Raw genomic sequence first — 26,347 nt, 5'->3', positions numbered from 1 at the left:
CCCACCCTCACGAAAATCTTTTATTTGTTTGTGATTTTTAGTTTTGTGGTGAGCGAATGCTTGGAGTCAGAAGATACATCAATCTAACTGAAGACCTCTTTGTTGTTAAAAATCTAATAGGTGCACTGCTTCAAGGTATCGGTCTGGCTTATCTGATTCCCCCTCTGATTGTGTGGTTCTATCCGAATGAAATTATTTATGTTTACTACTTTGTAATCCCCGGGGTAATAAGCATTCTCCTTGGGGCTTGGCTTGGGAGACACGTCAAGATGATTGAAGATGTAAATCTCAGGCAGGCAATGATATCCGCAGCATTTGTCTGGCTCTTTGCTTCATTTATAAGTGTTGTCCCCTTCATGAAAATAGCCCATATGAGCTTCATTGATTCGTATTTCGAAAGCATGTCTGCTTGGACTGGAACAGGGCTAACGATGATGAGCAATCTTGAAAGCTATCCTCACATACTCCTCTTTTGGAGATCATGGATGCAGTGGCTCGGGGGAATTGGGATTGTTTTGGTTGCCCTTACTATTTTAATTCGCCCAGGAGTTGCAGCAGCAAGGCTTTACAAGGCTGAAGCAAGAACTGAAAGAATACTTCCAAACTTGGCCAACACTTCCAAAATAATCTTCCAGATATATGCAATTCTGACTCTGTTGGGAGTCTATCTCTATTACATCAACGGAATGCCAATGTTTGATGCAGTTATTCATTCAATGACTGGTTTAGGAACCGGTGGTATGAGCTCTCACGACCTGAGCATAGGATACTTTAATAGCTTGAGTATAGAAGCAGTTACTATTTTTCTCATGATAATGGGTGCAGTAAACTTCACGGTTCATTATAAGATGTTTAAAAACCGGAGTATAAGGCATTTTTTTGAGGATATCCAGGTAAGATACATGTTCATTTTCCTTATTCCAACAATAGTGCTGATAGGCTACTCCCTAATAACTTGGAACCACATGCAGATCGCCAAAGCGTTTAGAGAAAGTGTTTTTCATGCGGTATCTGCAATAACATGTACAGGGTTTTCAATCGATGATCTTTCGAAATATCCCGAGCTTGCAAAGCTTTTAATAGGGTTTTTGATGGTTGTGGGTGGAGGGGCAGGAAGTACGGCAGGTGGTATAAAGCTCATTCGAATAACGCTGACCTATGAAAGTCTAAAATGGACAATTCAACAGGCAATTCTCCCAAAAGGGGCAGTCATAAAAAGGAAGGTCGGTAATTACATCTTCTCAGAAGACGAAATTCAGGAGGTGTTCAGCTTTACCATGACCTATTTCGCCTTCTTGCTTATAGGAACCGTGTGGGTAATGGCAAGACTTGGGGTCTCTATTGCCAATGCGTTCTTTGAGGTTGCCTCCGCTCAAGGAAACGTAGGGCTGAGTGTTGGTATAACATCTCCCGCCCTTCCTTTGGACATAAAGATACTCCTGATCCTCCATATGTGGATTGGAAGGCTTGAGATATTCTCCACACTTGTCTTTATAGTCAGTGCCCTGATGTTGATACCGAGAGTCGTGGAGAGGGAGTAATAATGCTCATAAGAGTTGAAGATCTGAGTTTCAGATACTCAAGGGCAAAGGAGTACTCCATTAAGGATATCAATTTGAAGATAAGGAAGGGAGAATTTGTCGGGATACTTGGACCGAGCGGGAGTGGAAAGTCAACGCTATGCCTCACCTTTAACGGGATAATACCTCACTCTATAAGGGGAGAGCTTAGAGGGGATGTTTACGTAAAGGGATACAACACCAAAGAAACAAGCGTCGCAAAGCTGTCTACAATTGTGGGCCTCGTTCTTCAAAATCCCGATTCTCAGCTTTTCAATATGACTGTCGAAGAAGAGGTTGCATTTGGTCTCGAAAATCTTGGTTTGGATCCTGAAGAGATAAAAAGGAGAATCAAATGGGCGTTAAGGATTGCTGGTTTGGAGGGTCTTGAAAATGAATTCCCTCCAAACTTAAGCGGTGGTCAAAAACAAAGGCTGGCAATTGCAAGCGTCTTGGCAATGAAGCCTGAAGTTTTGGTTCTGGATGAGCCCACCTCACAACTTGATCCCCGTGGTAGAGAGCAAGTATTGAGCTTGATAACCTTGTTAAATAAGGAACAAGGTATTACAATAGTTCTGGTAGAGCACAATACAGAGTACATCCTGAGTTTTGCAGATAGGGTTGTAGTTCTCGATAAAGGCGAAATAGTGCTGGAGGGCAAACCAAAAAATGTCTTTGAGGAAGTGGAGCTTCTTCAAAATCTTGGAATTAGATTGCCTGCCAGCGTTAGAGTATCCCACAAACTAAAGAAGAAGGGACTTTTAGAGAGATCGGCACTCAGTGAGAGAGAGTTAATAAACAAGTTAAAAAGCATTATGAAAATCTAAATCTACCAGCGAGTTCTTCCTGTAATTCGGCGATCTTTATAAATGCTTCGAATCTCAACACTGGATTCTCTATGTCCTTTAAAAGTTCCATAGCTTTTTTTAGTATTTCTTCCGCCTTCTTTTTGTCCCTCTTAGACTCGAACGCGGCTATCTTGCAGAGTGCCATGACCTTATGGAAATCGCTCTGGATGTGCGTTATGACTTTGGCTGCATCATCTTCCCTGCCTTCCTTATAAAGATGGAGTGCCAGATATGAAAGAATTACATCCAGCTTCTTCCTGTTTCTAACGAGACTCATTGTATATGCAGCTTTTTCAAGGAGATCATTTTCTACTAACGAGTAAACTATTTCAAAAGTTACATCATCATCTTTCAGCTTTTCAGCGAGATCAAGGCTTGTTCTTAGTGCTAAATCCCCCTCGAGGCTTTCATCAATCAGGTAAAATGCAATTGCAATATCTGCAAAAATAATAGCTCTCAGCCTTTCTTCTGTTATGGAATTTGCCAGAATAACAAGCTCTTTTAAATACTCCCTAAAAGCTTCTTTTTCATGTTTCAATACGCCTCCAAACTTATTAATGCTTTTCCTGGTTAGTTGAATTATCTTCTTTACGATACTTCGAACTCCAAGGAAAAGATAATAATCATTTTTAATTCGCCTGACTTCACTTATTGCTGCATTAATGTCTTCTCGCTTTAAAGCTGCTTCAACTAATCCAAATATAACATCGTCTTTCTCTCCTTTTGTGAGTTTGCTGAGATGTTTCCTGAATTTATTAAGTTTGGGAACCATTTTTCTTCAACTTCTCAAGCAGAAGCTCCAGATAAGATCTCCGCTCAAATCTTTCAACCCCAAGATCTTCAAGAATCCCTCGAAGCTTTTTGACTTCGTTTTTAATGTCCTTTTCTTCTTTAACGAGCTTTTCAATTTCGATGAACTTTCCCAATCCTTCAACCTCATCAAGCGTAATTGTCACACCTTTTTCAACGTAGTATTTTTCTCTGACTTTCACAATAGTCAGGACTTTTTCAAACCCCAAGGAAGTCAGTAAATCAGAATATGCATCTACGTCGCTTATGGGAACTTCTATCTCTTTTCGGGTTTTTGACATGTTATCCAGTTTAGGACCTTTATAGGTTAAAAATGCCTCAAAATGTCCGTTAAACCGTTTTATCCTAATCCTTAGAGCTTCATCAGTTTTAGAGAAATCCCTGCACGGATGCTGGTAATAGATATCCTCATGCATCTCTTTTCTCATGAATTCAAATCTCCCTCTAACTTTTTCAAAAATCCTATCATTGGCGTACCCTTTAAGCTCAATTTCAATCATTTAAATACCTCCTTAAGTTTTTTCAAACAGTCATCACAGTATTCCCTACTCTTTAAATCTGTATCCAGGATTGAGTTGGAGAAGTGCATAACACATTTGGGATTTGGGCAATGTTCGAGGCCAAACACATGGCCCAGCTCATGCATGGCTTCTTTTATCGCTCTATCTTTCAATAATTCCTCATTACTAATTTTCCCGTAAAATTCAGGTCTGAGTCTGTGTAGCGAAATTATCGCGACCTTCAAGTATGGGCTTGCCAGTCCGAATATGAAGTTTAAGCCTTTTTCGTATAAATCAGCGTCTGTTATGCCAAGGGCAGCGCCGGCTCTCAATGTGTCTTTAATTTGTGCCAAAGTAGGGAGGAATGTCCTTCCAAGAAACTGCCCCCTACTCCAGTTGTATTCTACAGAAAAGTCATCTATACCGATTTCTGGAAGAATAACAGCATGCAGCTCAAACCTTGAGTAAAACTGCTCAACATAATCAGCAACAGCAACAACAACGTCTTTTCCAATTTTTTCCAAAACTATTGGAACTATTAGGAGTCTTGTCATTTTAGTCCCCCATGGAATCTCAGTAAACAGGAACATCAACCCAACATCAATAGTAACTCCGCACCAAGAAAAGATAAGGCTTTTGGAAAATAAGTATTAAGAAAATCAGGGGATTAAATTCATAGGCTTGAGTTCTTCAAGGAAATGCTTGGCCAGCTTAATTGTGTTGTCAACATCTCTCGCATCAGCCAATTCGACTTGTGAGTGCATGTACTTAATTGGAATGCTCAAAACGGCAGTTGCAACACCTTCTCTATTGATCTGCATGATGTTTGCATCTGTCCCTGTTGGTCTTGGGCTCGGCTCAACTTGAAGCGGAATCTCATACTTCTTAGCGACTTCTTCGGCGAATGCTCTGACCTTTGGATTTATGTTTGGACCAACGTCCATAACTGGACCTTTGCTAAGCTCAACGACAATTTTGCCCCTATCTCCGGGCTGCTTGGCAAATGTTACATCCATTGCAATTCCAATCTCAGGATCAATTGCATAGCTCGCAACCCTTGCACCTCTCAGTCCAACTTCCTCCTGAACACTTGCAACAAAATATATGTCAGCTTCATGATTTTCAACAGCTCTTGCAGTTTCTATCATTGCATAAAGGCAAATTCTATCGTCCAAATATGGAGATGCAAACCTATTCTCCGTGAGCTTTGTGAATGCAGGGGCAAATTCCATCACTGTTCCAACTTTAATTCCCATTTTTTCAACATCATCTTTTGAGTCCGCACCGACATCAACAACAATCGTATCCCAGTCTGCAGCTTTCTTCCTCTCCTCTGGCTTTGTTAAGTGGGGTGGGATGTGACCAACAACCCCATAGAGTTCTCCGTTCTCTGTAAATATTCTCACTCTTTGGGCAACTAAGGTTCTTGGATCAACTCCCCCAATAGGAACCACGTGGAGGTAGCCGTTTTTGTCAATGTGATTCACCATCAGGCCGATTTTATCCATATGTGCTGCAATCATAATTTTTGGTCCGCTTCCCTTTTTGCGAGCAATAACATTACCAAGCTTGTCAATTTTAATTTCATCAACGTAATCCTTCAAAGCCTCAATAACAACATCTCTGACCCCTAAGAACTCGTATCCTGAAACACCGGGAGCTTCAACAACTTTCCTCAAAAGCTCAAAGTCTACCACTTTCACCACCTCGTTTAGATTTCTATCTTAGTGTGTTTAACTATGCTTAAAAGGTTTTATGTGCTCGACGAGAAATTAAAAACAGAATCAAAGCAAAACCTGCAAAAATGCCTCTTCTTCAGGCTCAAGTTCTCCAATTTCCCATACAACTTTATTGCCATCAATGCTGACTTTGCCCTTTGTAGCCCTTGCATCAACTGCATTTATCACCTTCTCATATCTGAAGTTTTTAATACCTCTCAGCTTGGGAGCTTTGACTTTAACAAAGTAGTACTTATCAAGCTGCTCTTCAAGTATTATCGGCATGAAAAACGCTACATACGATGTAGTCCCAAAGAGCACTGCAGAAATGACGAAAATTATAGGCAGGTAACCATAGCCCCTTTTCGGCTGCTCAGTCTGGGTTGACGTCATATTAAGTTGGATTGGTGTCGGAGTTCTTGTCGTGGTTATTGTTATGGTGGGGGTTTCCCTGGGCTTTGGTTTTTCAGCAGTTATGCTTATCTCAGCCCCTATATACCTTGAGCTCTCAGCCTTCACTGTGATCAATCCATATCCTGTCTCATTTAAACTTATTTCTGCTCGTCCATTCTCATCTGTCACCGCATAAACCCTGCCGTTTGGTCCGATAGCTTCAATGCTGACATTTGAGATCCCCTTTCCAGAAGCATCTCGAGTATATAAAATCAACGTCTCATTTTTCTGCTCCCAGTTAACAAACAACTTTTTAACCTCAACAAAGGTTTCAATAATCTTACCGTCAAGGTTTAGCTTTATCTTGTAAACCCCAGGTTCTTTGGCTTCGTACTTGACAATCCCATATGGATCAGTTTTAAAAAGCACTCCCTCAATTTCGACTGGTACGTCTTTAACACCGTTCCCTTCTTTATCAATAACCCTCACATAGATTATGCCATTCTCAAAGTATGCTTCATAGGTGAGGTTTCTTCTGTACACTACGAAGCTCTTTGTGAGTGTCTTTGTGATTCCAGAAAATTCCGCTCTTAGAATTATCGTATACTTCCCAACATCGGGTTTTGGAAGGAATAGAGTATATGACCACTTATCTTGGGGATTTATGTATGTTACCCAAGAATTTCTTTTCAGCAAGCCCTCCTCGGAATACAGTTCATAGCTTATTGTTCCAACTATAACTCCGTTTGAAAGAGACTTTACAATAAGTGTAGCCTCAACATCAGTGCCATAGAGGTATCTGTCCTTAACTTGGATGTCAAGCTTATAATCGATAACCGTAAGGACTCTCACCTTTATTGGTTTTTCAAAAAGCAGGGCACCAACACGACCGACAATTTTCAGATCATATGTTCCAGCTCTCGCATCATCTTTGATGTAAATGGTAAGTTCAACAGTGGTGTTTTGATTGGGCTCAAGCTTAGATACTGCTGCCATTGTGTACTGGAAGCCCTTAACTGGCCCAGAAATATATACAGTTATATTGTGGGCAGTTTCATTTCCGACATTTCTAACGGTAACGGGTATTTTTATGACATCCCCAGGTCTACCTTCGAAGTATTCCTGCGAAACGCTTATTATGATTAACGGCTGAGCTTTTACCAGCGGAACAATGGGAAACATCAATACAAAGATTAGAGCAATAGCGGACCATTTATTCACGCTTAATCACCTCATCCAAGGACATTTGTTTTCCAACTATTTCATCAAACCTTAACCCTTTATACCTTGCATCTCTCAAGCTTATTTTATAGTTTTTGCCGCTTTTTATGAGCTGATTCGGATAAAAAAAGTACCAGCCGTTGTTTATGAACTTCACTGCAATAATCGCTTTACCTCCAAATTTTTCTGCAAAGTTAGTTAGCTTATCTACATCCTCACCATTAACATAGAGCTTTTCCCTTTTAGTGCTTTTAACTTCAATGCAGAGGTAAAGCTTCCCATTTCCAGCAACTATGTCAACCTTCTTACTCCCGGCAGAGCGAATAACAGCAAAACCCCCTTTTTCAAGCATCTTAATAAGTTCCCTTTCAGCACTTGCCCCCTTTCTATACCTCATACTATCCCCTCAATTTTCCACAGTTATCAGTTAAATTATGCTGGTCAAGATTTATAAGTTCTGCCGGAAAGTTCAGTGTGGTGGTGAAAATGGCAATTTATGAGTTTGAGGGAAAGAAGCCTAAAATCCATGAAAGTGCTTTTGTTGATGAAGATGCAGTTATAATAGGAGATGTTGTTCTTGAAGAAAAGACCAGTGTTTGGCCATCGGCTGTTCTCAGAGGGGATATTGAGCAGATTTATGTCGGAAAAGGCTCAAACATTCAAGACAACGTCAGCATACACACATCACATGGACAGCCGACAATAATTGGCGAGTATGTGACCATTGGACATAATGCGGTTGTTCACGGAGCAAAGATTGGAAACTATGTAATCATAGGAATGGGCGCTATTATTCTTGACGGAGCAAAGATCGGCAATCACGTTATAGTTGGAGCTGGAGCATTAATTCCGCCAGGAAAAGAAATCCCAGATTATAGCCTGGTCATTGGAGTTCCAGGAAAGGTGGTCAGACAGCTTAGCGAGAAAGAAATTGAGATGACCAAGAAAAATGCTGAAATTTATATAGAACTTGCTGAAAAGCACCTTAGGGGCAGAAGAAAAATAGAGTGATGCCGAATGTTAATTTATAAGGTGATCTCTCACATTCCCCATATTTTATTTAAGCCAGTTTATGATTTGTATGAGCGCTATCTTTTGGAAAAGGTAAAAGCTAATGGTAGGATTCCCAAGCATGTTGCAATTATTATGGATGGCAACAGGAGATGGGCCAGGAAGCTTGAGAAACCTCCTTGGTATGGACATCTCTTTGGCTCCAAGAAGCTTGAGGAGATTTTGGAGTGGTGTAGAGAGCTTAACATTAAAACTTTAACTGTTTATGCATTCTCTACTGAAAACTTTAGGAGGAGTCCTGAAGAAGTTAATGCCCTTATGAATCTTTTCGAGCAGAAGTTTAAGGAATTGGTTCATGATGAAAGAGTCCATAAGTATGGCATTAGGGTTAACGTGATTGGGAGAAGAGAGCTTTTACCAGAAAATGTAAGAAAAGCTGCTGAAGAAGCGGAAAGAGCTACAAGGAAATACAGCAATTATATTCTAAATATAGCTCTGGCGTATGGTGGGAGAAGTGAGATAGTTGATGCGATAAAGAGAATTGTCGCCGATATTGAAGATGGAAATATAACCAGAAAGGACATTGATGAGGAGCTTTTGAAAAGATATCTGTACATTCCAAACATGCCTGATCCTGACATAGTAATAAGGACGGGCGGTGAGATTAGGATAAGCAACTTTTTGCTCTACCAAATTGCCTACAGCGAGCTCTTCTTCGTTGATGTATACTTCCCAGAGTTCAGGAAAATAGACTTTCTCAGGATAATTAGAGAGTATCAGAAGAGGGAGAGACGGTTTGGAAAATGAGCGGCTGTTGATGAGAGTGAAGGGACAATGAAGAATAAGCGCTATATCCTCTTTCCCTTTTTATTTGGGTTGGCTTACGGTGTAGGCATATTTTCAGTCTGGTGGATATTTAGATTGGGAAGATACCTCCCTGATATTCTTGACAACTTGATAGTAATATCCGCTAATCTTGCTCCAATAGCTGGTGGCATCATAAGCTTTTATCGTCTCTGTAAAGAGGAGCAACAAAATTGAATGAGTGATTGGGAGTAAAGTGTTCTGACTGTAAGCTTGGAAGCACAGCGAACTTTGATCAAACTCTTCGTTAGAAAAAGTTTGTATGGAGCCGGGACCGGGATTTGAACCCGGGACCTGGGGATTACGAGTCCCCCGCCCTGCCGAGCTAGGCTACCCCGGCACCCAAGAAAAGATGAGAGGAGGTTGGCTTATAAGCTTTTCTTCAGACAAGCTCCCTACCTGTTGTTGTCATAACAAGCTTTCCATGTTTGACTCCCTTAAGACTTATGAGCCTCTCGGCAATTTTCTTTATCCTTGTGGCTTTTCCTTTAACAACCACAACTTCAAGACAGTTGTGCTCATCCATGTGGACATGCAAACTTGATACAATTTCATTAATATAGTCGTGCTGCAAATCCAGGAGCTCCTTAACCACCTCAGCTTCGTCATGGTTGTAAACTATTGTAATTGTTCCAGCAACCTCCTCATCACCAACCTCCCATTCATGCCTCACAATAAAGTCCCTAATCAAGTCCCTAATAGCTTCGCTTCTGTTTGTGTATCCTTTTTCATCAATAATCTTGTCGAATTTCGCAAGCAAATCTTGTGGAATAGAAACTCCAAACCTCACGATCTTCTTCATAACACCACCAAAAATAGCTAAACCTAAGGGAATATTTAAAGATATTTCAGCTCAGCAGATATGTCCAGAAAAGTTGATAAGGTAACAGACCTATTTTACAAATAGGGAAATGTTATGCAGATTGACTTACGTAAAGCTGGATTAATCCTGATCGTGATATATGTTCTTGCCCTCATGCTTGCGTTTCGACCTCCTCAAGTTAAAAAGCCTGTTGTGCCGGTAAATACATACTCACTTGAGTCGGACTATGAATACATTGCAGAACAGCTGGGGTTTCTGAGTGACGGGAAAATAAGTGAAGGGGAGCTTGAGATTATAGAAAAGATATATCCTGTTTATAAATACCATACATCACTCTTTGAAGATGTCGAAATTACCGACACGGAAAAATTTGCAGAACTGTGCTGGCAAGTTACTCAAACCCTAAATTCAGTGTCCCTTGCTCTCAGAGATGATATGCTGAGATTCCTCTTTTCAGATTCCCCATACACCTTGGAAGAGTTTTCTAAAAAGGTGGAGATCTTCAATGCTCAGGTCAGGGAGTTCGTGAATGTTTATTCTACCCTCCCACCGCATATCCGCACTGGGATAGAGAACTCACATTATATATATCAAGTAAGAAGCTTAACCGAATACATCCAACTGATTAAAGAGCTCAGCATGTCTTTATCTGGGTTGCCACCAAAAATCGTTAATGCTATAGACAACATGCAGGGGCTTTTTGGAGGATTTGAACCATATGAGATTTCTGAGTTTATTTCAGGGATAAATGCAGTTAGGCATGAGATGCTGTCAAACACAACTTACAGAGAGTGGTTTATAAGGAATGCTCATAAATTCGAAATCTCTAAGGTATATGACACATGGACTGAATTCCAGAAAGAGCATATAAACGATAGGACTCCCCCAAGAATGAAAGGTAGAGTAGAGAGTCTGCCCTCAGGTGCTGTTGAAGTATCCTTAAATATTGAAGATAACGCGAATCCTCCACGTCAGGTTAGAATCTTTGTAAACGGGAAAGAAAAGAGCAGCACCAAAATAAATACGGAGTCTCTGAGCTATATGCACGTTATTCAATTTCCATTAAAATGGGGAAACTATACCATAACAATAGAAGCCTATGATGCAAGAGGAAACAAGAACTCCGTTAGTCTTGTACTGGCTCATTACCCTCTGGTATTCCCTATATACTTTAACGGAAAAGGACGGTATTGGTTTCAAAATGCCCAGCTATATACAGAGGCACAAATTGAATACATGTGGAGGAAGGCCGCTGAGTTTAAACCCCTGCAGGTCTATGAAGCTGTTTACCCGGACTTGGGCTTCACTCGTTACCATAAAATAAAACTTGACGGTGCCATGAAATTTTTTTACGACGATGCAAAGCGTAAGCTCCTCAACTACTACAAAAAACCAGTCCCTTTTTACTCAATTACCCCTCTCCATATTGCATATTTCGTGAACATTTACGTCCATTCTTATGACGTGCCGATAGTGGGAACACTGGAATCGGGAATATGCGGATATGACGGAGAGACCGAAGTAGTTTTCCTGAACAACCTTTTCATGGACTTCAACATGGACGCATGGGCTATTCAAATCCCTGCAAGTTTAAGCGGAGGGAAGCTTGACCACTCCGAGGTTATCGTTATATGGAGAGTTCCTTTATTGGTCGGGAGCAGTTATAGAGCATTCTATGTTCTTGGTCTTGACCCCTACCCCAAGATTCCGGAGCATATATATCCTTTTGAACCAGATTGGCCTAAAAAATATTCCAGAGAAACCATTGAACTGATGGCTCTTGGGCTGATCCCATACAGACCGGATAAGTTTGCATTAAGAGAATTTTACGAAAGATTTGGAATCAGGGTCACCCCTGCATATCCACTTAAGGACATATCCAAAGAGTTCATAACTGGCTATGAATTTTTTGCCTCTTACATAAGCTTTCAGATAAGCGATGCATACATGAAAAAACTACTTACAATGATTACTCACGGAGATCTATCAATTCTTAACGAGCTCAACAAGCTTGAAGCCGCCAGATCCCTTTGGTATCGCCTTGATGGGCATAATTTATATTCAGGACCAGGCTACTCTCCAGATTACGTTTACATTGACAGCGATGGGAACTTCTATTATGTTCATAGAAACCGCTCCAAAGCCTTTTCAACCTCATAAGGATGCTCCAAAATTATGACCCCTTCCCTCTTCAGTGCTCTTAGGTGGTCCAAATCGACTTTTCTAACATATATCTTGAAAATCTGACCATTTGGGGCTTTAGTTTCGACAACGGGCTTTGAGTCAGTTGGAACCAATATCAGTGGAACCCTGCTCTTCAAAGCTTGGGAAGCACAGCAAGATAAGAGGGAATCAGCAATTCCGAGTCTAATCTTGGCAACGGTGTTTGAAGTTGCGGGAGAGATAATGAATGCATCAAATCTCCCCAAGTTAAAGGCACCGCATGAGGGAAAGGAAAAACCCTGTTTAGATTCCTTAACAAGAGGAAACTTCTCAAGCCTATCAAAAAGTTTGTACATTTTGGCAACTTCTTCACCCGCTCTTGATAAGAAGATTTTAATTTCATGCCTATCTCCTAACTTCTCGAGAATTTCAATACTTTCCTTGAGGAGATGCCCTGCTCCGCTAATCCCCCAAGCTATTCTCATGAGATCACCTTAACAGTTCTTTAATCTTCTTAAAAATCTCTTCCGCTAAGTAAATTGCCTTTTGGACTTCAAAATCCTCAAATGGCTCTATTGGTTTATCCCAGTATCTTCCATAGAAATAACCTTCTTCAAGCCTATCTAAAAACTCATCGTCTAACAAAAGCTCTCTAATTTCTTCAAATTCTCCAACCAGATCTCTCAGAAATATTAAATCGTGAGTTCTTACATATTTGCCAGCTTTTTCTTCAAGAAGCAATTTTAGGCTTTTTTCTATTGCTTGTTGACAGTGAAATATTGCCATCTCATAGTATCCTTTTTCATATGCACTCTTTGCTAAGTCAATATCTGCTTGAATAAGCCTCAATTTATAAGTTCTGCTAACTCCCATCTAACCACCTTTTTTCCATACTTTTCTATGAACTGAAGTTTTCGTTCTTTTGCTCTCTTCTTTATTTCCTTCTTCTTATTTATCCACTTCTCTGTTGAGTAAAGCTCTTTTCCAAGAGCCACTGCAGTATATACAACACCTTTGTTGAGGTCACTAAATTCACAAATGTTCAGATCAATGTATTTACCAAGTTTGTACCTGTATTTGAGCTTTAATCTTCTAATTTCTTTGAGTTCATCTTTGGAAGTGTTATCAACTACTATGAGAATATCAATGTCTTCAAACCTTTCAGATGCTAAAACAGATCCAAAAACTATAACTGCCACTAACTTTTCTCCTAACAGTTCCTTTAAATCCTTTGCAAAATTCTTTAGTTCATTTATGATTTTCTCGTTCATTTCTCTCAAGTGAAATAGCATATTTTTGGGATTTAACTTTTTCCCAAAAGGCTTAAGACCCTTTAAAACCCTTCTCTCAGTGGTGATGATATGACAATCGAAGTCCCAAACTACGGGAAAATTGAAGCCAGAGCAGTTGTTTTTGACTTAAACGGAACTCTGGGAGTTGAAGGGAGAGTAAGTGAAGAAGTTAAAAAGCTTCTTGAAAGGCTCAGCGAGAAATACACCGTAGTTGTTTTGAGTGCAGACACCTTTGGGACATTAGAAGAGGAGTTCAAAGGCTTAAACGTCAAAATCGAGCGTGTTAAGGACGGTAATGAGAAGCTTGAGAAGGCGATTAAGTATGAACCGTATATTGGAATAGGCAACGGCAATAATGATGTTAGAATGCTCGAAAACGCTGAATTAGCTTTCTGTGTGGTTGGTGAAGAAGGAGCAACAGTTGATGCACTTTTAGCAAGCGATATAGTGGTTAAAGACGTTAAGGATGCAATATCAATGCTGCTGAATGAGAAGAAGCTGATAGCGACGCTGAGAGGATGATATATGAGTTATAAGACACTCAGAGGCATAGGGACTTCTGAACTTGTTATTAAGAAGTCTGTCTTTATAGGCTATGCATCTCCAGCAAACTCGGAGGAAGAAGCAAAGGCTTTCATAGCCAAGATAAAGGCACATCACAGAGATGCAGCTCACAATGTTTCTGCTTATCTGATAAATGATGACAAAAGCTTTGCCCTCCGTTATGACGACGACGGTGAGCCCAAAGGTTCTGCTGGAAAGCCCATCCTTAAGGTCATTCAGAACAAGGGGCTTAACAATGTCGTTGTTGTAGTTACGAGGTACTTTGGAGGCATAAAACTTGGATACGGTGGGTTAGTCAAGGCTTACAGTGATGCAGCAAGTTTAGCGATTGAAAACGCTGGGATGGCCGAGATTTTCGAAACAAGGCGCTTTGAGACAGTGTTTCCTTATAGGTTTTACCATACAGTCAAGGAGACCATTGAGAAAAACGGTGGGAAAGTTGTTGACGAGGAATACAGAGAGCTTGTAAAATTCACAGTGGAAACAAAGAAAGGTGAAGCTGAGTCCCTCATGAATCTTTTAATCGAGAAAACACGGGGAAGGCTTAAATTAAAACCTCTTTTCATGAGGAGTGTTTAAAGGATATCACAACTGATACTTCAAAACCCTCTCCCAAATTTTCATCGCCTGCCACTTGTCTAAGAACTCGTTAAATGTTCCGCATTTAGGCGAATAGACACAAAGCGGGCATCCATCTGCACATTTACAGCTCTTCAAGTGCTCAAAGCTTTTTTCCATCAGCTTTTCTGCATTTTCATAGAGTATCTCTGCTAATCCAAAGCCTCCCTCATTTCCATCGTAGATGAAGACTATCGGCTTCCCTATGTGTGGTGGATTTGGAAAGCTCTCATAACTGTAGCCACCAAGCTCCCTGCTGTCAACGTAGGTAAAGATTGGGGCGATCTTTATCATGTTGTGCTCTATCGCATGCAATCCGTTCCCTATGCCGTCTTTGCTGTCAATCATTTTCTTTATAGCTAACGCAAGCTCATCATCTTTACTCTTTGCTTTCTCAAGGACATCTCCAATTGTTTTCCTTATGTAGTAGGTTGTAGCTCCTAAAAGCTCCGGAAAGAGCTTCCTCCTATCCAAACGCTCATAGATGGAAAACGCCAAATCTCCTTGGTCTTTCTCAATTGCAACACTAAAGAACTTGTGGAATTCCTCTCTGGCAATCTCTCTAATCTTATCGGGGAACACAAGCCAGATGCCATCAGTTTCAAATTCCCTCTCTAATGGTTCATCAAATTCAACCTTGGCGAACTTTTCCCAGTCGAGGATCTTCCATTCTTCATCGCTCAGTTCCGTAAACTCAAACCCTCCAACAAGAGGTGCATAAATTTCACCTTCCAGAATACCCTCTCCTCTAAGCTTAAGCAGTTCTTGGAGGTAAAGATGTGTATCTTTTCCTTTAACAGCGAAGCCCCAATACCTGTGTTTGACTTTGAGCCGGCCAATATAGATTTCAACATCTTTGAACTGCTTTTTCTTGTAAATCTCAAGAATTTCAACTTCTTCACGCTTTGAGGCAAAAGTTTCAACTTCCCAAAATCTATTAAGTTGCTTGGCAAAGATGAAGTGGAATTTTCCAATTTTCAGCTTATCTTTAGCCATGTAAAGCTCTCCTCTTGAGAAGTATGCCATTCCCGGCAATAATGAGCGATAGTACTCTGGCTTGTCAACCTCTTCAATGAGGTAACCTTTAAGCTTGAGCCAGTTTATGAAGCGCAGAAGATCGCTTAAGCTTTCTTTTTCCAGCAGCTTATACCTTATCCACGGCTCATCTAAAACCAAGAAGTAACTCTCATCACTTGCCGTTCTTATTGATGAATAGCTAAGGGCTGGTCTTAAAATTCTAAGCTCCTTCTTCCCAGTTAGTGGGTTTTCATAGAGTTTAGCCTTTTTCTCCTTTATCAGCTCTTCAGCCACGGCTTTTTCAAAATCGTTCAGCTCATCCCAGTCAAGGACTTTAAGCTCGGTCAGGAGGTAGTGAAGGTGCTTTTTGACAACCAGGTGGTTCTTCAGATTAACGGGCATGTATTCGATTATCCCTTTCTCCAACCGTTCAACAAGCTCATCTAAGTGCTCTTTATAGTAATAGTCCAGACCGTTCTTTCTAAGAACAATGCCGTTTATTGCCTCCCTCTCTTTTAAACGTCCAGCCCTTCCGAAGCGCTGGATTAAAGAAAACAGCCCATCCGGTGGAATTCCATAGTTGATGACGGCATCCAAGTCTCCGATGTCTATACCAAGCTCTAAAGCATTTGTTGTTAGCAAAACCAAAAGCCTTCCTTCTTTAAAGTCTCTCTCAATTTCCCAGCGGATGTTCTTAGGAAGGGTTCCTTTGTATGTGGAAGTTTTGTAAACAGCAGATGATGAAAGCAAAAACCTCATGAGCTTCTCAGTTCCTTTTCTTGAATCAAAGAAGACAAGAGTTTTAACCCCCTCCTCCACCAATTTCTCAACTACAGCTCTCAAAAGCTGCATTTCATTTAACCTTCGAGGTTCGAAGAGAATTAGATAGCGCTTTGGAAATGGATTTGTTGCCTCTGTAACAGCTTCAAACTCCAAACCGAAAAAGTCTTCAGCAAACTCTTTGGGATTTCTGAGAGTTGCAGAGAGGGCTATAATTTGAGGTTTTGCACCTAAACGCTTTAATGCCTTCAGCAACCGCCTGAAGACGTAAGCAGCATTTGTCCCAAAGACCCCTCTGTAAACGTGAAGCTCATCAACAACCAAATACCGCAAATTCCTTAAAAGCCATTCGTAGTCTTTCGGATTCCTTAGGATGTTGTAGTGGAGCATATCTGGAGTCGTGAAGATGACTCTGGGTTTTTCCTTTAAAATTACCCTTCTCTCGCTCCACTCAACATCTCCCGTTAAAATCTTCGCATTCACCATTTTCTTTGTTATCTGAAAGAAGTGGAAGTTCTCAAGGGAAAATTTCTCATACTGGTTGTTTATTAAAGCGCGAGTTGGATAGATCAGGAGATAAGTGTGCTGAGGGTTTGAAAGGTAGTTGTCAAAAATAGCCAATCTGAAGATCTCACTCTTACCGGAGGCTGTAGGAGTTGTTACAACAATGTTTCTTCCAGAATAGAGTTTTTTAAGCGCTTCAACCTGATGCTTATACAGCCTAAATCCCAAGCTCTCCACAAGCTGATTGATTTCGGGATTTTTAAATGCAAACTCTTCATATATCCCCTTTTTTGGTGGGAACTCCCTAACTGAAACTATTTCGCTTTCAAGATTGCTGAAAAGTTCTTTTATCATGTGTCTAATTATGTCCAGCAGGGGAAATAAATTTTTGGGAAATTCAGATGTAAGATATCGCAACATTTTAAACCCTTTCTGAAAACCATAGACCGGTGAGAAAAATGAGAGTTGCGGTTATCGATTATGATAAGTGCAATCCTGACAAGTGTGGTCACTTCCTCTGTGAAAGGGTTTGTCCCGTCAACAGGATGGGCGGAGAGGCAATAATAATAGACGAGGAAAATTACAAGCCGATAATTCAAGAGGCCTCATGCACGGGCTGTGGAATCTGTGTGCATAAGTGTCCTTTCAATGCGATAACCATCGTGAATCTCCCAGAACAGCTGGAAGAAGATTGCGTTCACAGATATGGGGTAAATGGCTTCGTCCTTTATCGTTTGCCTGTGATTAAAGAGGGCATGGTAGTTGGAATTTTGGGACCAAATGGGATTGGTAAGACAACAGCTGTTAAAATCTTAGCCGGACAGCTGCTCCCAAACCTCTGCGGCGACAACGACAGCTGGGACAACGTGATTAAGGCATTTAGAGGGAATGAACTCCAGAACTACTTTGAAAAGCTGAAAAATAAGGAGATAAAACTCGTTGTAAAGCCCCAATATGTGGACTTAATTCCCAAGGTAGTCAAAGGAAAAGTGAAGGATTTGCTTAAGAGAGCGGATGAAAGAGGGCTCTTTGATAAAGTGGTTAAAGAGCTTGAGCTGGAGAGTATCTTAGATAGAGAGATCCAGCAGTTGAGCGGTGGTGAGCTACAGAGGGTTGCAATAGCTGCGGCAGTGTTGAGAGATGCTCATTTCTACTTCTTCGACGAGCCATCCTCGTATCTTGACATAAGGCAGAGGCTAAAGGCAGCAAGGCTGATAAGAAAACTTGCTGAAGAGGGCAAGTCAGTTTTAGCTGTAGAGCACGATTTGGCAGTTCTTGACTACCTAAGCGATATTATTCACGTAGTTTATGGTAAGCCAGGAGCTTATGGTATATTCTCAATGCCAAAGGGAACGAGAGTTGGGATAAACATATTCCTCGACGGTTACCTTCCAGATGAGAACGTTCGCTTTAGGCCGTATGAGATCAGATTCACAAAGCTGAGTGAAAGGAAGAGCCAAACGGGAGAAGTTCTGGTTGAGTATCCATCTTTAGTTAAAGACTATAGAAGCTTTAGGCTGGAAGTTGAAGGCGGAGAGCTGTATAAGGGAGAGGTAGTCGGCATAGTTGGGCCAAACGGAATTGGTAAGACCACCTTCGTGAAGATGCTCGCTGGAGTTGAAAAGCCAACAGAAGGAAAAGTTGAGTGGGAGCTCAAAGTAAGCTATAAGCCTCAGTACATAAAAGCAGACTATGAAGGGACGGTGTTTGAGCTTTTAAGCAAGATTGATGCATCAAAACTCATGAGTAGCTTTTACAAGACCGAACTGCTGAATCCCCTTGGCATTCCAGAGCTGTATGACAGACCGGTGAATGAGCTTAGCGGCGGTGAATTGCAGAGAGTTGCAGTAACTGCATGTCTGCTTAGAGATGCTGACCTCTACCTGTTAGACGAGCCCTCAGCTTATCTTGACGTTGAGCAGAGATTGGCAGTTTCAAGGGCAATAAGGCATCTGATGGAGAAGAACGAGAAGACGGCATTAGTTGTTGAGCACGATGTTTTGATGATCGACTACATAAGCGACCGCTTGATCGTCTTTGAAGGTGAACCAGGTAAATTCGGTAAAGCAACAAAGCCAATGGGTATGAGAGAGGGCATGAATCGCTTCCTTGCTTCTGTTGGAATCACATTCAGAAGAGACCCCGACACCGGAAGGCCGAGAGCAAATAAGGAAGGTAGCGTTAAGGACAGAGAGCAAAAGGAAAGAGGGGAGTACTATTATGCCGACTGAAAAACTTTCGCTTCTCATTATCTTCTCTGTTTTTGTAGTTTTTGACTATTAAATCTAATTAATTTTGGAATAGGGGTTTGTGGATCGTTTGGGTGTTTTTAATAATTATTTGTTAATAAATTACTTTGTGTTACAGATTTTTCTTAAAATTATAACGTTTTGAATGTATACATTTGGATTTGGGGTCTTTAAGGACTTCTTTGATATGCTCTCCTCATGGAAACCTGATCATTTTGAAATTAAAAGCTAATGAAGTTAGATTTTTGGGATTAAAGGATTTTTCAAATGTTGGAGTCCTTTTGAATATTTGTGCAGTAAAAAAATTGGACTCGTTTAATGGTTATATACCTCATAAAGAAAACACTACTGTCTCTAAATCCGAGGCTTATTTTGGCTTTGTTATTGTCCCTTTGGAGAAAAGCTTTTATAATTCAAGCGTTTTTATAGTCTTATTGGGGAAATGAAGGAAAATTGCACCCTGTTCCAATAAGACTCCAAGAGAATTGAAAGACGTTATCGCCGTGCTGGCTATCTGGCTAAGTATCAAGTTCCAATAAGACTCCAAGAGAATTGAAAGACGCAACAGCACCAGGTAAGCGTTTATATGTCTGTACGGTTCCAATAAGACTCCAAGAGAATTGAAAGAGGCAAGATCGAGCTTGAAGTCATCTATGGATGGACTGGTTCCAATAAGACTCCAAGAGAATTGAAAGGTTCCGTTTAAGCACTTATATATTTTAAACGACGGTGGAAAGGGGTTCCAATAAGACTCCAAGAGAATTGAAAGATGACAGAATCAATTATATTCCTCCAATGGATGTTCTGTTCCAATAAGACTCCAAGAGAATTGAAAGGCAGGGACTGTTGTAGAACTACTTACATTAGCATAAAGTTCCAATAAGACTCCAAGAGAATTGAAAGAAGCGATGAATTTGCCCACAAGCTCGGCGCAATGATGTTCCAATAAGACTCCAAGAGAATTGAAAGAGGGGCTAAGGATTTTCGCTCTAGGACCTAATAGGGAGTTCCAATAAGACTCCAAGAGAATTGAAAGAGGCAAAAGCTTACGCTTCCTACATGCGTACACAAGTTCCAATAAGACTCCAAGAGAATTGAAAGCTAGTCCAGCAACCATGCTTTCCATTGTGCCGAGGTTGTTCCAATAAGACTCCAAGAGAATTGAAAGGTCCTTCTCCTTCAGCTCGACCCAAACGAAAAGGGCGTGTTCCAATAAGACTCCAAGAGAATTGAAAGCTTGCATGTGTTATTGGGACCTTCTGACCCATCGATGGTTCCAATAAGACTCCAAGAGAATTGAAAGGATTATCCCGTTATTTAACTGTTCTGCTATGTTAGGTTCCAATAAGACTCCAAGAGAATTGAAATCTACTATGCTACTGGCTTTGCCGTATCAGTGCCGTTGTTTCAAATAGACAACACAACATAGCATAATAAACAAAGTCTTTTTAAAACACAATTGCCTTACAAATATTTAGGCAGACCTAAATTCTGGGGTGAGTGCATGGAAGCAGTGACAGCGGAAAATGTCGACATTTATTATGGAACCTACAAGGCAGTCAAAGGATTGACTTTCAAGCTTAATGAAGGAGAGACTTTGCTCCTAATGGGGCCCAATGGTGCGGGGAAAACAACTCTACTCAGAACATTGGCTGGATTCCATAAAGAATACAGTGGAAAGCTGCTAATTTTTGGTAAACCGCCGCATGAATCTAAAGACCTAATCTCTTATGTACCTCAAAGCCATTACCTAAATGAAAGGGTTCCCCTTACAGTGCTTGAAGTCGTTGCAATGGGGCAAATCTATAAAAAAAGTTTTGTACACTTTAAAATCCCAAAGGAAATTCTAAAATCCGCAGAGGAGGCATTGAGCTTTGTTGGACTGGAAACTATAAAGGATAAGCTTTTCAAAGAGCTCAGCGGGGGACAAAAGCAGAGGGTTTTGTTAGCAAGAGCTCTCATATCAAATCCAAAGCTCCTCCTCCTGGATGAGCCCCTCTCTGCCTTGGATCCAAGCGCAAGAGCTGAAGTTGCAGGCATCTTAAACAAGATAAAGAAAGAAAGAGGCATTACAATGATAATCACAACTCATGATATCAATCCACTTACAGAGATCGGCGACAAAGTCATGCTTCTTAACAGAGAACTCATTGCATTTGGAACACCGCCTGAGGTTCTCAGGGACGAAATAATAAGCAGAGTCTATGGTTCACTATCAAAAGCAGTGAGAGTTGGAGACAGATTATACTGCATCATTGGAGATGTTCACATCCACAGAGGTGAGAGAAAGTGATTCCGGAATACCTCCTAAGGGCACTTTTTGCAAGCATAATGATAAGCGTTCTCCTTGGCATGCTCAGTCCCCTAATCAACATGAAGGGTCTGGCTTTTCTGACTCATGCAACATTCCACTCCCTTCTCTTTGGAGCAGTGCTGGGAATGATTTTGGGACTCTTAGTTGGCAATCTTGGTATAATTGTGTGGGTTGCTCTCATTGTGACAGTTATTGTTGTTATCACAATAGCAGAAATTGAAAACAGAGGATTTACAAGCGATACTGCCATTGGAATAATTTCAAGCTTTGTTGCAGGAGCAACAGTTCTTGGCTTTGGAATTCTCTACAAAGTCACAGCATCAAAACCGTATTTTGCTCTTTCGGAAAGCATAGTTGCTTATCTCACTGGAGAAGTTTTTTTGATAACAATCTCTGATCTGGAAATGTTGATCTTTGGCGGTTTTTTGCTCTTCCTGCTCATGTTCCTTCTCTATAGGGATTTCCTTTATGTAAGTTTTGATCCTGAGGGAGTGGAAAGCTATGGGGGAAATGTTAGAGCGTATCTAATGATACTTTACGTCATTGTGGGTGCAATTGGGGCTTTGATAGTCAAAACCGTTGGTTTAATAACGCTCCAAGTTGTCGCTGTGCTTCCCGGTGCAATTGCAATGATGCTCAGTGATGATTTAAGAAAAATCGTGGGTATAAGTCTCTTTCTGACACTTAGTATTGAAATCCTGTCGATATTTTTGGCATATGCCACCAACATTCCTCCGAGCGGAATAGCAACTATTTTATTGGGGGTGATCTACGGAACGTTAGTATTCAGGAAATGAGGTGTCAAGAATGAAGCTTGGAGGAATTGATGAAGCAGGAAGAGGGCCGGTTATAGGTCCTCTCGTCATAGCAGCAGTTGTAATTGATGAGAAAAACTTAAGCAAGCTTGAGGCTCTTGGAGTCAGAGATTCCAAAAAGCTGACACCAAGGAGGAGAGAAAAGCTGTTCAATGAGATAATTGAACTTTTAGACGATTATGCAATTATTGAGCTGAGTCCGGAGCAGATAGATGAGAGAGAAGGGACGATGAATGAGTTTGAGATTGAAAATTTTGTTCGAGCTCTTAATTCCCTAAAAGTGAAACCCGATGTCCTCTACATTGATTCCGCCGACGTAAAAGAGAAACGTTTTGGCGAAATAATTGGGAAAGGTCTGAACTTCTCTCCAAAAATAATAGCGGAGCATAAAGCTGATGCCAAATATCTTCCAGTCTCCGCTGCATCAATTTTAGCCAAAGTCACGAGAGATAAAGCAATTGAGAGGCTCAAAAAGCAGTACGGTGAAATTGGCTCTGGTTACCCAAGTGACCCAAGGACGGTAAAATTTCTCGAGGAGTACTACAAAGAGCATGGCGAATTTCCGCCCATAGTTAGAAAGAGCTGGAAGACCTTAAGGAAAATTGAAGAAAAGCTTAAGGCTCAGACTCGAAAGGGAAGCCAGCTGAATCTTCTTGATTTTCTGAAGTGAACTCTTGAGGTTCTTTCTCTTCGGTTTTAGCTTTCATAGTTTTTTGAATAAATTCCTTCTGAATTAGCCGAACAATTGGACCTACAATCTTCAAAATCCAGCCCCAGTAAAACTTCAGCGATTCCTCAAAGTACTCCCATTTTATCAGTTCATACGCCATAACCCCAAGTGTCACAGCCCCAGCTGGGACGAGGGGAGTTGCATAAAACGAAAACTGTGTTTTTCCACCGAGAACCCATTGGAGAGCATAAAACCCAATTGTTGACCAAAAGATGCCAAAGGGTATAAGGATTTTTCCCCTCTTCTTGGCGGCATAGGGAATAGCGAATATGAAGACTATCATCGAGAGCATTAGAATTGGATCAGTGGCTGCAAAGACATCGGGGTTGTAGTGAAAGGGGAAAGGCTTTAGGCTTATGAACCACTGCCAGAAAGGCGAATTTGCTGGATGTTCACCTTTAAAGCTCAGATGCCATGAAAAGCTTGCTATGAACTCCTCAATCCATCTCTGAAAGCCGATTGCCATTATTATTGGGATTTCTGGGATTAAAAAGGCAATTCCGGGTAGCACAAAGAGAATCAGGAGGTATCGCTTAAGGTTCATCCTATCTTTTAGTGCCTTTATCACCAAGACGGGATAAGGAAATGCACCGTTGAGCTTTGCTGCTGCAGCTAAACCAATTGAAATGCCACTCAAAGGATAGTCACCAATAACCATCACATACATAAAAATTGCAGTGAATAGGGCAACATAAATGTCAAGCATTGCTGCCAGTGAAGTAGCATACAGCAGAGGGTCAAAGGCAGAGAATATCAGGGCAATGAATGCCGCCAGGTAGCTTCTCGTAATTTTTAATGCCGCGAAAAATACGAGGAGGTTAATTATTGCGTGAGCAATTAAACCTGGCAGACGCCAGAATACTGGTTTGTCTTGGATTAGCATGCCCAGCATTATAAAATCTTTTGCCAAAAACGGATGCTCAGTGTTAAGGTAATTCTGGATGCCTTCTTTGTCAGGATATCGAAAACCCGGGATTACATCAACACCTTCAATCTTTTTTACGTCTTTAACAAATCTGCTGAAATTGTTCTTTGGAATCTCATAGTACACGGCTGGAAAATTCGTATATGGGGTGTACTTTGTGTAGTTGTATTTTCGGGCAATCCGCCAAATCTTAACTTTCATGAGATCAACATTGTATTCTTTGGAGAAATTAAATGGAATGTATTCAACCTTTATCCCAAGTTTTGAGACAAAATCCGGGACCTTTGGAGGTTCAGCTGCAGTATAAGTTCTTAGAATTGTAAACCTCCAAAAAGAAACCTTTACTTCTCCCTTAACTTCAGGTTCAGTGAGAAATACTATGTTAACGCCTTCACTTCCAGTGGTTTCATTGATGTAGTGGACATCAATTCCTAAGCGGTGTAAAACGTTTCGAGAAGCTGAAACGTACCAGACTTCATCACCAATATAATCATATAAACCCTCGCTTGAAGCTTGCTTGTATGTGTAGTAAAATGTTCCAACAATGACGAGAGCGAGCAGTGCAAAGTAGAGCTTTTCTCTTCTCTTCATTTCTTCTCCCATCTTTTCTTTTCTTTTCTGCTTTAAACTTTTTCGCAAAAATTTAAAAGAGTCCATCCTAAGGAAATAGCGGTGAGAGAATGGAAGAGTATATCGAACTTGCAGTTGAGATGATAAAGAAAGGATTTGATGAGAGAAAGATTAGGGCGAGACTTCCAAGAGAGAATGCTGACGAGATAATCGAGATAGCGAGAGCAAGAATTAGGGCTAAAGATAAATTTTCAAGAAGGGATTTATGGATGGATTTAGAAGGGCTGAGGTATGCCACTCATGAGGCAGTTGCCGAATACAGGGCTAAGAGGGTAAAACCAGAAAGCATAGCTGATGTGAGCTGTGGGATTGGAATACAGCTTATATTCTTCGCTAAATATGCGGAGGAAGCCTATGCAATTGATATTGATGAAAGGAAGCTGTTTTATGCAATGAAAAATGCGGAGAAGTATGGTGTTAAAGAGAAGATAAAATTCATTCATGGCGATTCCTTAAGTGAGGAAGTTATAAAGCAGGTAAATGCGGATGTGATATTCTCTGACCCCGCTCGTCCACCAGAAATGCCCGAAAGGAGGCTGGAAGATTTACTTCCAAGTCCGCTTGAGATTTATGAAGCTTACAAACATAAAACAGATGCATTCATATTTGACTTGCCCCCACAGATCAGGCGCGAAAAAGTTCCCTGGAAAGGCGAATTTGAGTATATTGACTTATACGGACAGCTGAACAGATTAACTTTCTACTTTGAGCCTTTAGCAAAAGCTGAACGTTCGGCGGTTCTTTTGCCGAAAGAGGTTAGGCTTGAAAGCAATCCAGATCTTGAAAACATCATCGAATGGAGTGAGCCTAAGGAATATCTCTATGAAATCCCCCAGAGTATTGACTATGCCGATTTAATAAACGAGCTATTTCACACAGTCAAGGGCGAACTTTACATGTTATTAAGAGAAAAACGCCGTGTATTAGCGACCAGTAATGAAGAAATCAAAAGCGAGTACTTCAAAAGGGCCTATGTCATTACCGGAATCGTTAAGTTTCACCCTCTTAGAATTAATGAATTCCTGAGGAGAGAGGGATTTGGAAGGGCAACGCTTAGAATTTCGATACCCGATAGCGAATACTGGCGCTTTAGAAGAAAAGTTGAAAATAACTTGAAGGGTGAAAGGAGGGCATATGTGTTCCAATATAAGGACAAAGCCATAATTGCTGAGCCCATCTGAAACTCAAAGCACTCTCTTTGCAAACTGCTTGTAGTGGTGGAAAAGATCAAGAGCCCACTTTCTTGCTTTAGGATCATAACTGACCAAATCCATGGTCATGTCATATCGTCCATCAGGAAAGAGGAGCCCAAAGGCAAGCACGTAGTCTGTAACTGTAAACGAAACTCTCGGATTCCACTCTAAGGTATAAATCCGCATATTGGAGAGTTTCTTTAGGGCACCCAGCTCTTTATCCTCAAGCATGTTGATGAACTTTTCATATGTCTTTTCTGGTAAAATTGCTTCAATATCAGCCCCTTTAAATGCAAGCTCTAAAAAGGCATCTGAATATTCCCTGAACACCACAGAGGAAATTGCTCTCACCCATTTTGCCCTCTTGATGAGATCCGTGTACAGTTCGTGAGGGGATTTTAATTCATCCGGTGAAGCCACAACAAGCTTGGAATTTTTGAGGCTTCCAATGGTTTTGAGAAACTCTTCTGGAACCGGTTTAACGTCGTGAGTTAGCCAAAAATTTTCGAATTTTGAGATAGCTTCAAGTGAATCTACAACATTCTTGAGCTGAATGTAGACTAAATAGCCAATGTTTGTAAGCTCATACTCTCTTGTGCTTTCATTTTGACGCACAATATTTCTGCTTTCCAAAGCTTTTAAAGCGTGGAGTATTGAAGAAGGCGTTGATCTAAGCTCATTTTGAAGTTCTCTCAAGACTTTAGGCCCACGTCCAAGCGCCAATATCAGATCACGTCGCAGTCTTGAAGTAAATATCAGCTTAAGTAAATTCTCACCATCCATTGCTATCCCCTCTTTATTCTTAC

The 26,347-nt window shown here is 40.8% G+C and carries 26 protein-coding genes, 1 tRNA gene and 1 CRISPR repeat array; of the genes, 13 read left to right on the top strand and 14 right to left on the bottom strand.

The window, feature by feature from the left end:
- The first annotated feature begins 56 nt into the window (after positions 1–56).
- Positions 57–1,541, top strand: coding sequence for a TrkH family potassium uptake protein (locus VFC49_RS01595; protein ID WP_324735898.1), 1,485 nt, complete (start codon positions 57–59; stop codon positions 1,539–1,541).
- A 2-nt stretch (positions 1,542–1,543) separates the two neighbouring features.
- Complete coding sequence (locus VFC49_RS01590; RefSeq protein WP_324735897.1) at positions 1,544–2,386, top strand: ATP-binding cassette domain-containing protein; 843 nt, start codon at positions 1,544–1,546, stop codon at positions 2,384–2,386.
- Here the strand turns inward: VFC49_RS01590 and VFC49_RS01585 are convergent.
- From VFC49_RS01585 to hjc, 6 genes are all read right to left on the bottom strand, one after another.
- On the bottom strand, positions 2,373–3,179 hold the full coding sequence (locus VFC49_RS01585; protein ID WP_324735896.1) for a hypothetical protein: 807 nt from the start codon (positions 3,177–3,179) through the stop codon (positions 2,373–2,375). The two genes, VFC49_RS01590 and VFC49_RS01585, sit on opposite strands and share 14 nt — an antisense overlap.
- The gene (gene cyaB / locus VFC49_RS01580; RefSeq protein WP_324735895.1) at positions 3,163–3,717 is read right to left on the bottom strand and encodes a class IV adenylate cyclase; all 555 of its coding nucleotides are present in this window, start codon (positions 3,715–3,717) and stop codon (positions 3,163–3,165) included. The genes VFC49_RS01585 and cyaB overlap by 17 nt, the downstream gene beginning before the upstream one ends.
- Positions 3,714–4,271: an archaemetzincin family Zn-dependent metalloprotease gene (locus VFC49_RS01575; protein ID WP_324735894.1), complete on the bottom strand. Its 558-nt coding sequence runs from the start codon at positions 4,269–4,271 to the stop codon at positions 3,714–3,716. Before VFC49_RS01575 ends, cyaB begins: the two co-directional genes overlap by 4 nt.
- A 105-nt stretch (positions 4,272–4,376) precedes the next feature.
- On the bottom strand, positions 4,377–5,414 hold the full coding sequence (locus tag VFC49_RS01570) for a lysyl aminopeptidase (protein ID WP_324736572.1): 1,038 nt from the start codon (positions 5,412–5,414) through the stop codon (positions 4,377–4,379).
- Between the two features lie 87 nt (positions 5,415–5,501).
- Positions 5,502–7,049, bottom strand: coding sequence for a CARDB domain-containing protein (locus tag VFC49_RS01565; protein WP_324735893.1), 1,548 nt, complete (start codon positions 7,047–7,049; stop codon positions 5,502–5,504).
- Positions 7,042–7,446 (bottom strand): Holliday junction resolvase Hjc, encoded by a 405-nt coding sequence (hjc, locus tag VFC49_RS01560; protein ID WP_324735892.1) that lies wholly within the window; start codon positions 7,444–7,446, stop codon positions 7,042–7,044. Before hjc ends, VFC49_RS01565 begins: the two co-directional genes overlap by 8 nt.
- A gap of 89 nt (positions 7,447–7,535) precedes the next feature.
- Here hjc and VFC49_RS01555 point away from each other — a divergent pair, with 89 nt between their 5' ends.
- The 3 genes from VFC49_RS01555 (at position 7,536) to VFC49_RS01545 (ending at position 9,101) form a co-directional block, all read left to right on the top strand.
- Positions 7,536–8,060 (top strand): gamma carbonic anhydrase family protein, encoded by a 525-nt coding sequence (locus tag VFC49_RS01555; RefSeq protein ID WP_324736571.1) that lies wholly within the window; start codon positions 7,536–7,538, stop codon positions 8,058–8,060.
- A gap of 6 nt (positions 8,061–8,066) precedes the next feature.
- A complete protein-coding gene (gene uppS / locus VFC49_RS01550) occupies positions 8,067–8,867 on the top strand; it encodes a polyprenyl diphosphate synthase (protein ID WP_324735891.1) in 801 nt (266 codons plus the stop codon).
- Between the two features lie 69 nt (positions 8,868–8,936).
- A complete protein-coding gene (locus VFC49_RS01545) occupies positions 8,937–9,101 on the top strand; it encodes a hypothetical protein (protein WP_324735890.1) in 165 nt (54 codons plus the stop codon).
- Between the two features lie 86 nt (positions 9,102–9,187).
- On the opposite strand, the gene VFC49_RS01540 is transcribed toward VFC49_RS01545, so the two are convergent.
- Together VFC49_RS01540 and nikR are read right to left on the bottom strand one after the other, a co-directional pair.
- Positions 9,188–9,264, bottom strand: a tRNA-Thr gene (locus VFC49_RS01540).
- A gap of 42 nt (positions 9,265–9,306) precedes the next feature.
- Positions 9,307–9,726 (bottom strand): nickel-responsive transcriptional regulator NikR, encoded by a 420-nt coding sequence (gene nikR, locus VFC49_RS01535; RefSeq protein WP_324735889.1) that lies wholly within the window; start codon positions 9,724–9,726, stop codon positions 9,307–9,309.
- A 114-nt stretch (positions 9,727–9,840) separates the two neighbouring features.
- On the opposite strand from nikR, the gene VFC49_RS01530 reads away from it, so the two are divergent.
- Positions 9,841–11,907 carry a hypothetical protein gene (locus VFC49_RS01530; protein ID WP_324735888.1) on the top strand — a complete coding sequence of 689 codons (2,067 nt, stop codon included), beginning with the start codon at positions 9,841–9,843 and terminating at the stop codon, positions 11,905–11,907.
- Here the strand turns inward: VFC49_RS01530 and VFC49_RS01525 are convergent.
- From VFC49_RS01525 to VFC49_RS01515, 3 genes are read right to left on the bottom strand one after another with little or no spacing between them, the layout of a single operon-like run.
- On the bottom strand, positions 11,871–12,395 hold the full coding sequence (locus tag VFC49_RS01525; RefSeq protein WP_324735887.1) for a flavoprotein: 525 nt from the start codon (positions 12,393–12,395) through the stop codon (positions 11,871–11,873). The two genes, VFC49_RS01530 and VFC49_RS01525, sit on opposite strands and share 37 nt — an antisense overlap.
- 4 nt (positions 12,396–12,399) lie before the next feature.
- On the bottom strand, positions 12,400–12,783 hold the full coding sequence (locus VFC49_RS01520; RefSeq protein ID WP_324735886.1) for a HEPN domain-containing protein: 384 nt from the start codon (positions 12,781–12,783) through the stop codon (positions 12,400–12,402).
- Complete coding sequence (locus VFC49_RS01515) at positions 12,756–13,181, bottom strand: nucleotidyltransferase domain-containing protein (protein ID WP_324735885.1); 426 nt, start codon at positions 13,179–13,181, stop codon at positions 12,756–12,758. Before VFC49_RS01515 ends, VFC49_RS01520 begins: the two co-directional genes overlap by 28 nt.
- 90 nt (positions 13,182–13,271) lie before the next feature.
- Between VFC49_RS01515 and VFC49_RS01510 the strand changes: the two genes are divergently transcribed.
- Both VFC49_RS01510 and VFC49_RS01505 read left to right on the top strand, forming a co-directional pair.
- Positions 13,272–13,724, top strand: coding sequence for an HAD family hydrolase (locus tag VFC49_RS01510; RefSeq protein WP_324735884.1), 453 nt, complete (start codon positions 13,272–13,274; stop codon positions 13,722–13,724).
- Between the two features lie 3 nt (positions 13,725–13,727).
- The gene (locus tag VFC49_RS01505; protein WP_324735883.1) at positions 13,728–14,345 is read left to right on the top strand and encodes a YigZ family protein; all 618 of its coding nucleotides are present in this window, start codon (positions 13,728–13,730) and stop codon (positions 14,343–14,345) included.
- A 6-nt stretch (positions 14,346–14,351) separates the two neighbouring features.
- On the opposite strand, the gene VFC49_RS01500 is transcribed toward VFC49_RS01505, so the two are convergent.
- On the bottom strand, positions 14,352–17,039 hold the full coding sequence (locus VFC49_RS01500; RefSeq protein WP_324735882.1) for a DEAD/DEAH box helicase: 2,688 nt from the start codon (positions 17,037–17,039) through the stop codon (positions 14,352–14,354).
- Positions 17,040–17,143: 104 nt separating this feature from the next.
- On the opposite strand from VFC49_RS01500, the gene VFC49_RS01495 reads away from it, so the two are divergent.
- The 4 genes from VFC49_RS01495 (at position 17,144) to rnhB (ending at position 22,733) form a co-directional block, all read left to right on the top strand.
- Positions 17,144–18,916: a ribosome biogenesis/translation initiation ATPase RLI gene (locus tag VFC49_RS01495; protein ID WP_324736570.1), complete on the top strand. Its 1,773-nt coding sequence runs from the start codon at positions 17,144–17,146 to the stop codon at positions 18,914–18,916.
- A gap of 480 nt (positions 18,917–19,396) precedes the next feature.
- Positions 19,397–20,302: a CRISPR direct-repeat array (repeat unit 30 nt; unit sequence GTTCCAATAAGACTCCAAGAGAATTGAAAG).
- 136 nt (positions 20,303–20,438) lie between these two features.
- On the top strand, positions 20,439–21,227 hold the full coding sequence (locus tag VFC49_RS01490; protein ID WP_324735881.1) for a metal ABC transporter ATP-binding protein: 789 nt from the start codon (positions 20,439–20,441) through the stop codon (positions 21,225–21,227).
- Positions 21,224–22,045 carry a metal ABC transporter permease gene (locus VFC49_RS01485; protein WP_324735880.1) on the top strand — a complete coding sequence of 274 codons (822 nt, stop codon included), beginning with the start codon at positions 21,224–21,226 and terminating at the stop codon, positions 22,043–22,045. The genes VFC49_RS01490 and VFC49_RS01485 overlap by 4 nt, the downstream gene beginning before the upstream one ends.
- Positions 22,046–22,055: 10 nt before the next feature.
- Positions 22,056–22,733 (top strand): ribonuclease HII, encoded by a 678-nt coding sequence (gene rnhB, locus VFC49_RS01480; protein ID WP_324735879.1) that lies wholly within the window; start codon positions 22,056–22,058, stop codon positions 22,731–22,733.
- Here the strand turns inward: rnhB and VFC49_RS01475 are convergent.
- Complete coding sequence (locus tag VFC49_RS01475; protein ID WP_324735878.1) at positions 22,678–24,321, bottom strand: dolichyl-phosphate-mannose--protein mannosyltransferase; 1,644 nt, start codon at positions 24,319–24,321, stop codon at positions 22,678–22,680. The genes rnhB and VFC49_RS01475 overlap by 56 nt on opposite strands.
- Positions 24,322–24,398: 77 nt before the next feature.
- Here VFC49_RS01475 and VFC49_RS01470 point away from each other — a divergent pair, with 77 nt between their 5' ends.
- The gene (locus VFC49_RS01470) at positions 24,399–25,529 is read left to right on the top strand and encodes a 50S ribosomal protein L11 methyltransferase (RefSeq protein WP_324735877.1); all 1,131 of its coding nucleotides are present in this window, start codon (positions 24,399–24,401) and stop codon (positions 25,527–25,529) included.
- A 3-nt stretch (positions 25,530–25,532) separates the two neighbouring features.
- On the opposite strand, the gene VFC49_RS01465 is transcribed toward VFC49_RS01470, so the two are convergent.
- Positions 25,533–26,324, bottom strand: a complete 792-nt coding sequence (locus VFC49_RS01465) for a winged helix-turn-helix domain-containing protein (protein ID WP_324735876.1) — start codon at positions 26,322–26,324, stop codon at positions 25,533–25,535.
- Between the last annotated feature and the right edge of the window lie 23 nt (positions 26,325–26,347).

The organism is Thermococcus sp. SY098 (assembly GCF_035621495.1).
GTDB lineage: Archaea > Methanobacteriota_B > Thermococci > Thermococcales > Thermococcaceae > Thermococcus_B.
Note: the sequence above shows the minus strand (reverse complement) of the source record. Positions and strands in the feature narration are given on the sequence as shown.

Coding starts and splice junctions, on each gene's coding strand:
- VFC49_RS01595 (WP_324735898.1), top strand. CDS start 57: ATGCTTGGAGTCAGAAGATACATCAATCTAACTGAAGACCTCTTTGTT.
- VFC49_RS01590 (WP_324735897.1), top strand. CDS start 1,544: ATGCTCATAAGAGTTGAAGATCTGAGTTTCAGATACTCAAGGGCAAAG.
- VFC49_RS01585 (WP_324735896.1), bottom strand. CDS start 3,179: ATGGTTCCCAAACTTAATAAATTCAGGAAACATCTCAGCAAACTCACA.
- cyaB (WP_324735895.1), bottom strand. CDS start 3,717: ATGATTGAAATTGAGCTTAAAGGGTACGCCAATGATAGGATTTTTGAA.
- VFC49_RS01575 (WP_324735894.1), bottom strand. CDS start 4,271: ATGACAAGACTCCTAATAGTTCCAATAGTTTTGGAAAAAATTGGAAAA.
- hjc (WP_324735892.1), bottom strand. CDS start 7,446: ATGAGGTATAGAAAGGGGGCAAGTGCTGAAAGGGAACTTATTAAGATG.
- VFC49_RS01555 (WP_324736571.1), top strand. CDS start 7,536: ATGGCAATTTATGAGTTTGAGGGAAAGAAGCCTAAAATCCATGAAAGT.
- uppS (WP_324735891.1), top strand. CDS start 8,067: ATGTTAATTTATAAGGTGATCTCTCACATTCCCCATATTTTATTTAAG.
- nikR (WP_324735889.1), bottom strand. CDS start 9,726: ATGAAGAAGATCGTGAGGTTTGGAGTTTCTATTCCACAAGATTTGCTT.
- VFC49_RS01530 (WP_324735888.1), top strand. CDS start 9,841: ATGCAGATTGACTTACGTAAAGCTGGATTAATCCTGATCGTGATATAT.
- VFC49_RS01525 (WP_324735887.1), bottom strand. CDS start 12,395: ATGAGAATAGCTTGGGGGATTAGCGGAGCAGGGCATCTCCTCAAGGAA.
- VFC49_RS01520 (WP_324735886.1), bottom strand. CDS start 12,783: ATGGGAGTTAGCAGAACTTATAAATTGAGGCTTATTCAAGCAGATATT.
- VFC49_RS01515 (WP_324735885.1), bottom strand. CDS start 13,181: ATGAACGAGAAAATCATAAATGAACTAAAGAATTTTGCAAAGGATTTA.
- VFC49_RS01510 (WP_324735884.1), top strand. CDS start 13,272: ATGACAATCGAAGTCCCAAACTACGGGAAAATTGAAGCCAGAGCAGTT.
- VFC49_RS01505 (WP_324735883.1), top strand. CDS start 13,728: ATGAGTTATAAGACACTCAGAGGCATAGGGACTTCTGAACTTGTTATT.
- VFC49_RS01500 (WP_324735882.1), bottom strand. CDS start 17,039: ATGATAAAAGAACTTTTCAGCAATCTTGAAAGCGAAATAGTTTCAGTT.
- VFC49_RS01495 (WP_324736570.1), top strand. CDS start 17,144: ATGAGAGTTGCGGTTATCGATTATGATAAGTGCAATCCTGACAAGTGT.
- VFC49_RS01490 (WP_324735881.1), top strand. CDS start 20,439: ATGGAAGCAGTGACAGCGGAAAATGTCGACATTTATTATGGAACCTAC.
- rnhB (WP_324735879.1), top strand. CDS start 22,056: ATGAAGCTTGGAGGAATTGATGAAGCAGGAAGAGGGCCGGTTATAGGT.
- VFC49_RS01475 (WP_324735878.1), bottom strand. CDS start 24,321: ATGGGAGAAGAAATGAAGAGAAGAGAAAAGCTCTACTTTGCACTGCTC.
- VFC49_RS01470 (WP_324735877.1), top strand. CDS start 24,399: ATGGAAGAGTATATCGAACTTGCAGTTGAGATGATAAAGAAAGGATTT.
- VFC49_RS01465 (WP_324735876.1), bottom strand. CDS start 26,324: ATGGATGGTGAGAATTTACTTAAGCTGATATTTACTTCAAGACTGCGA.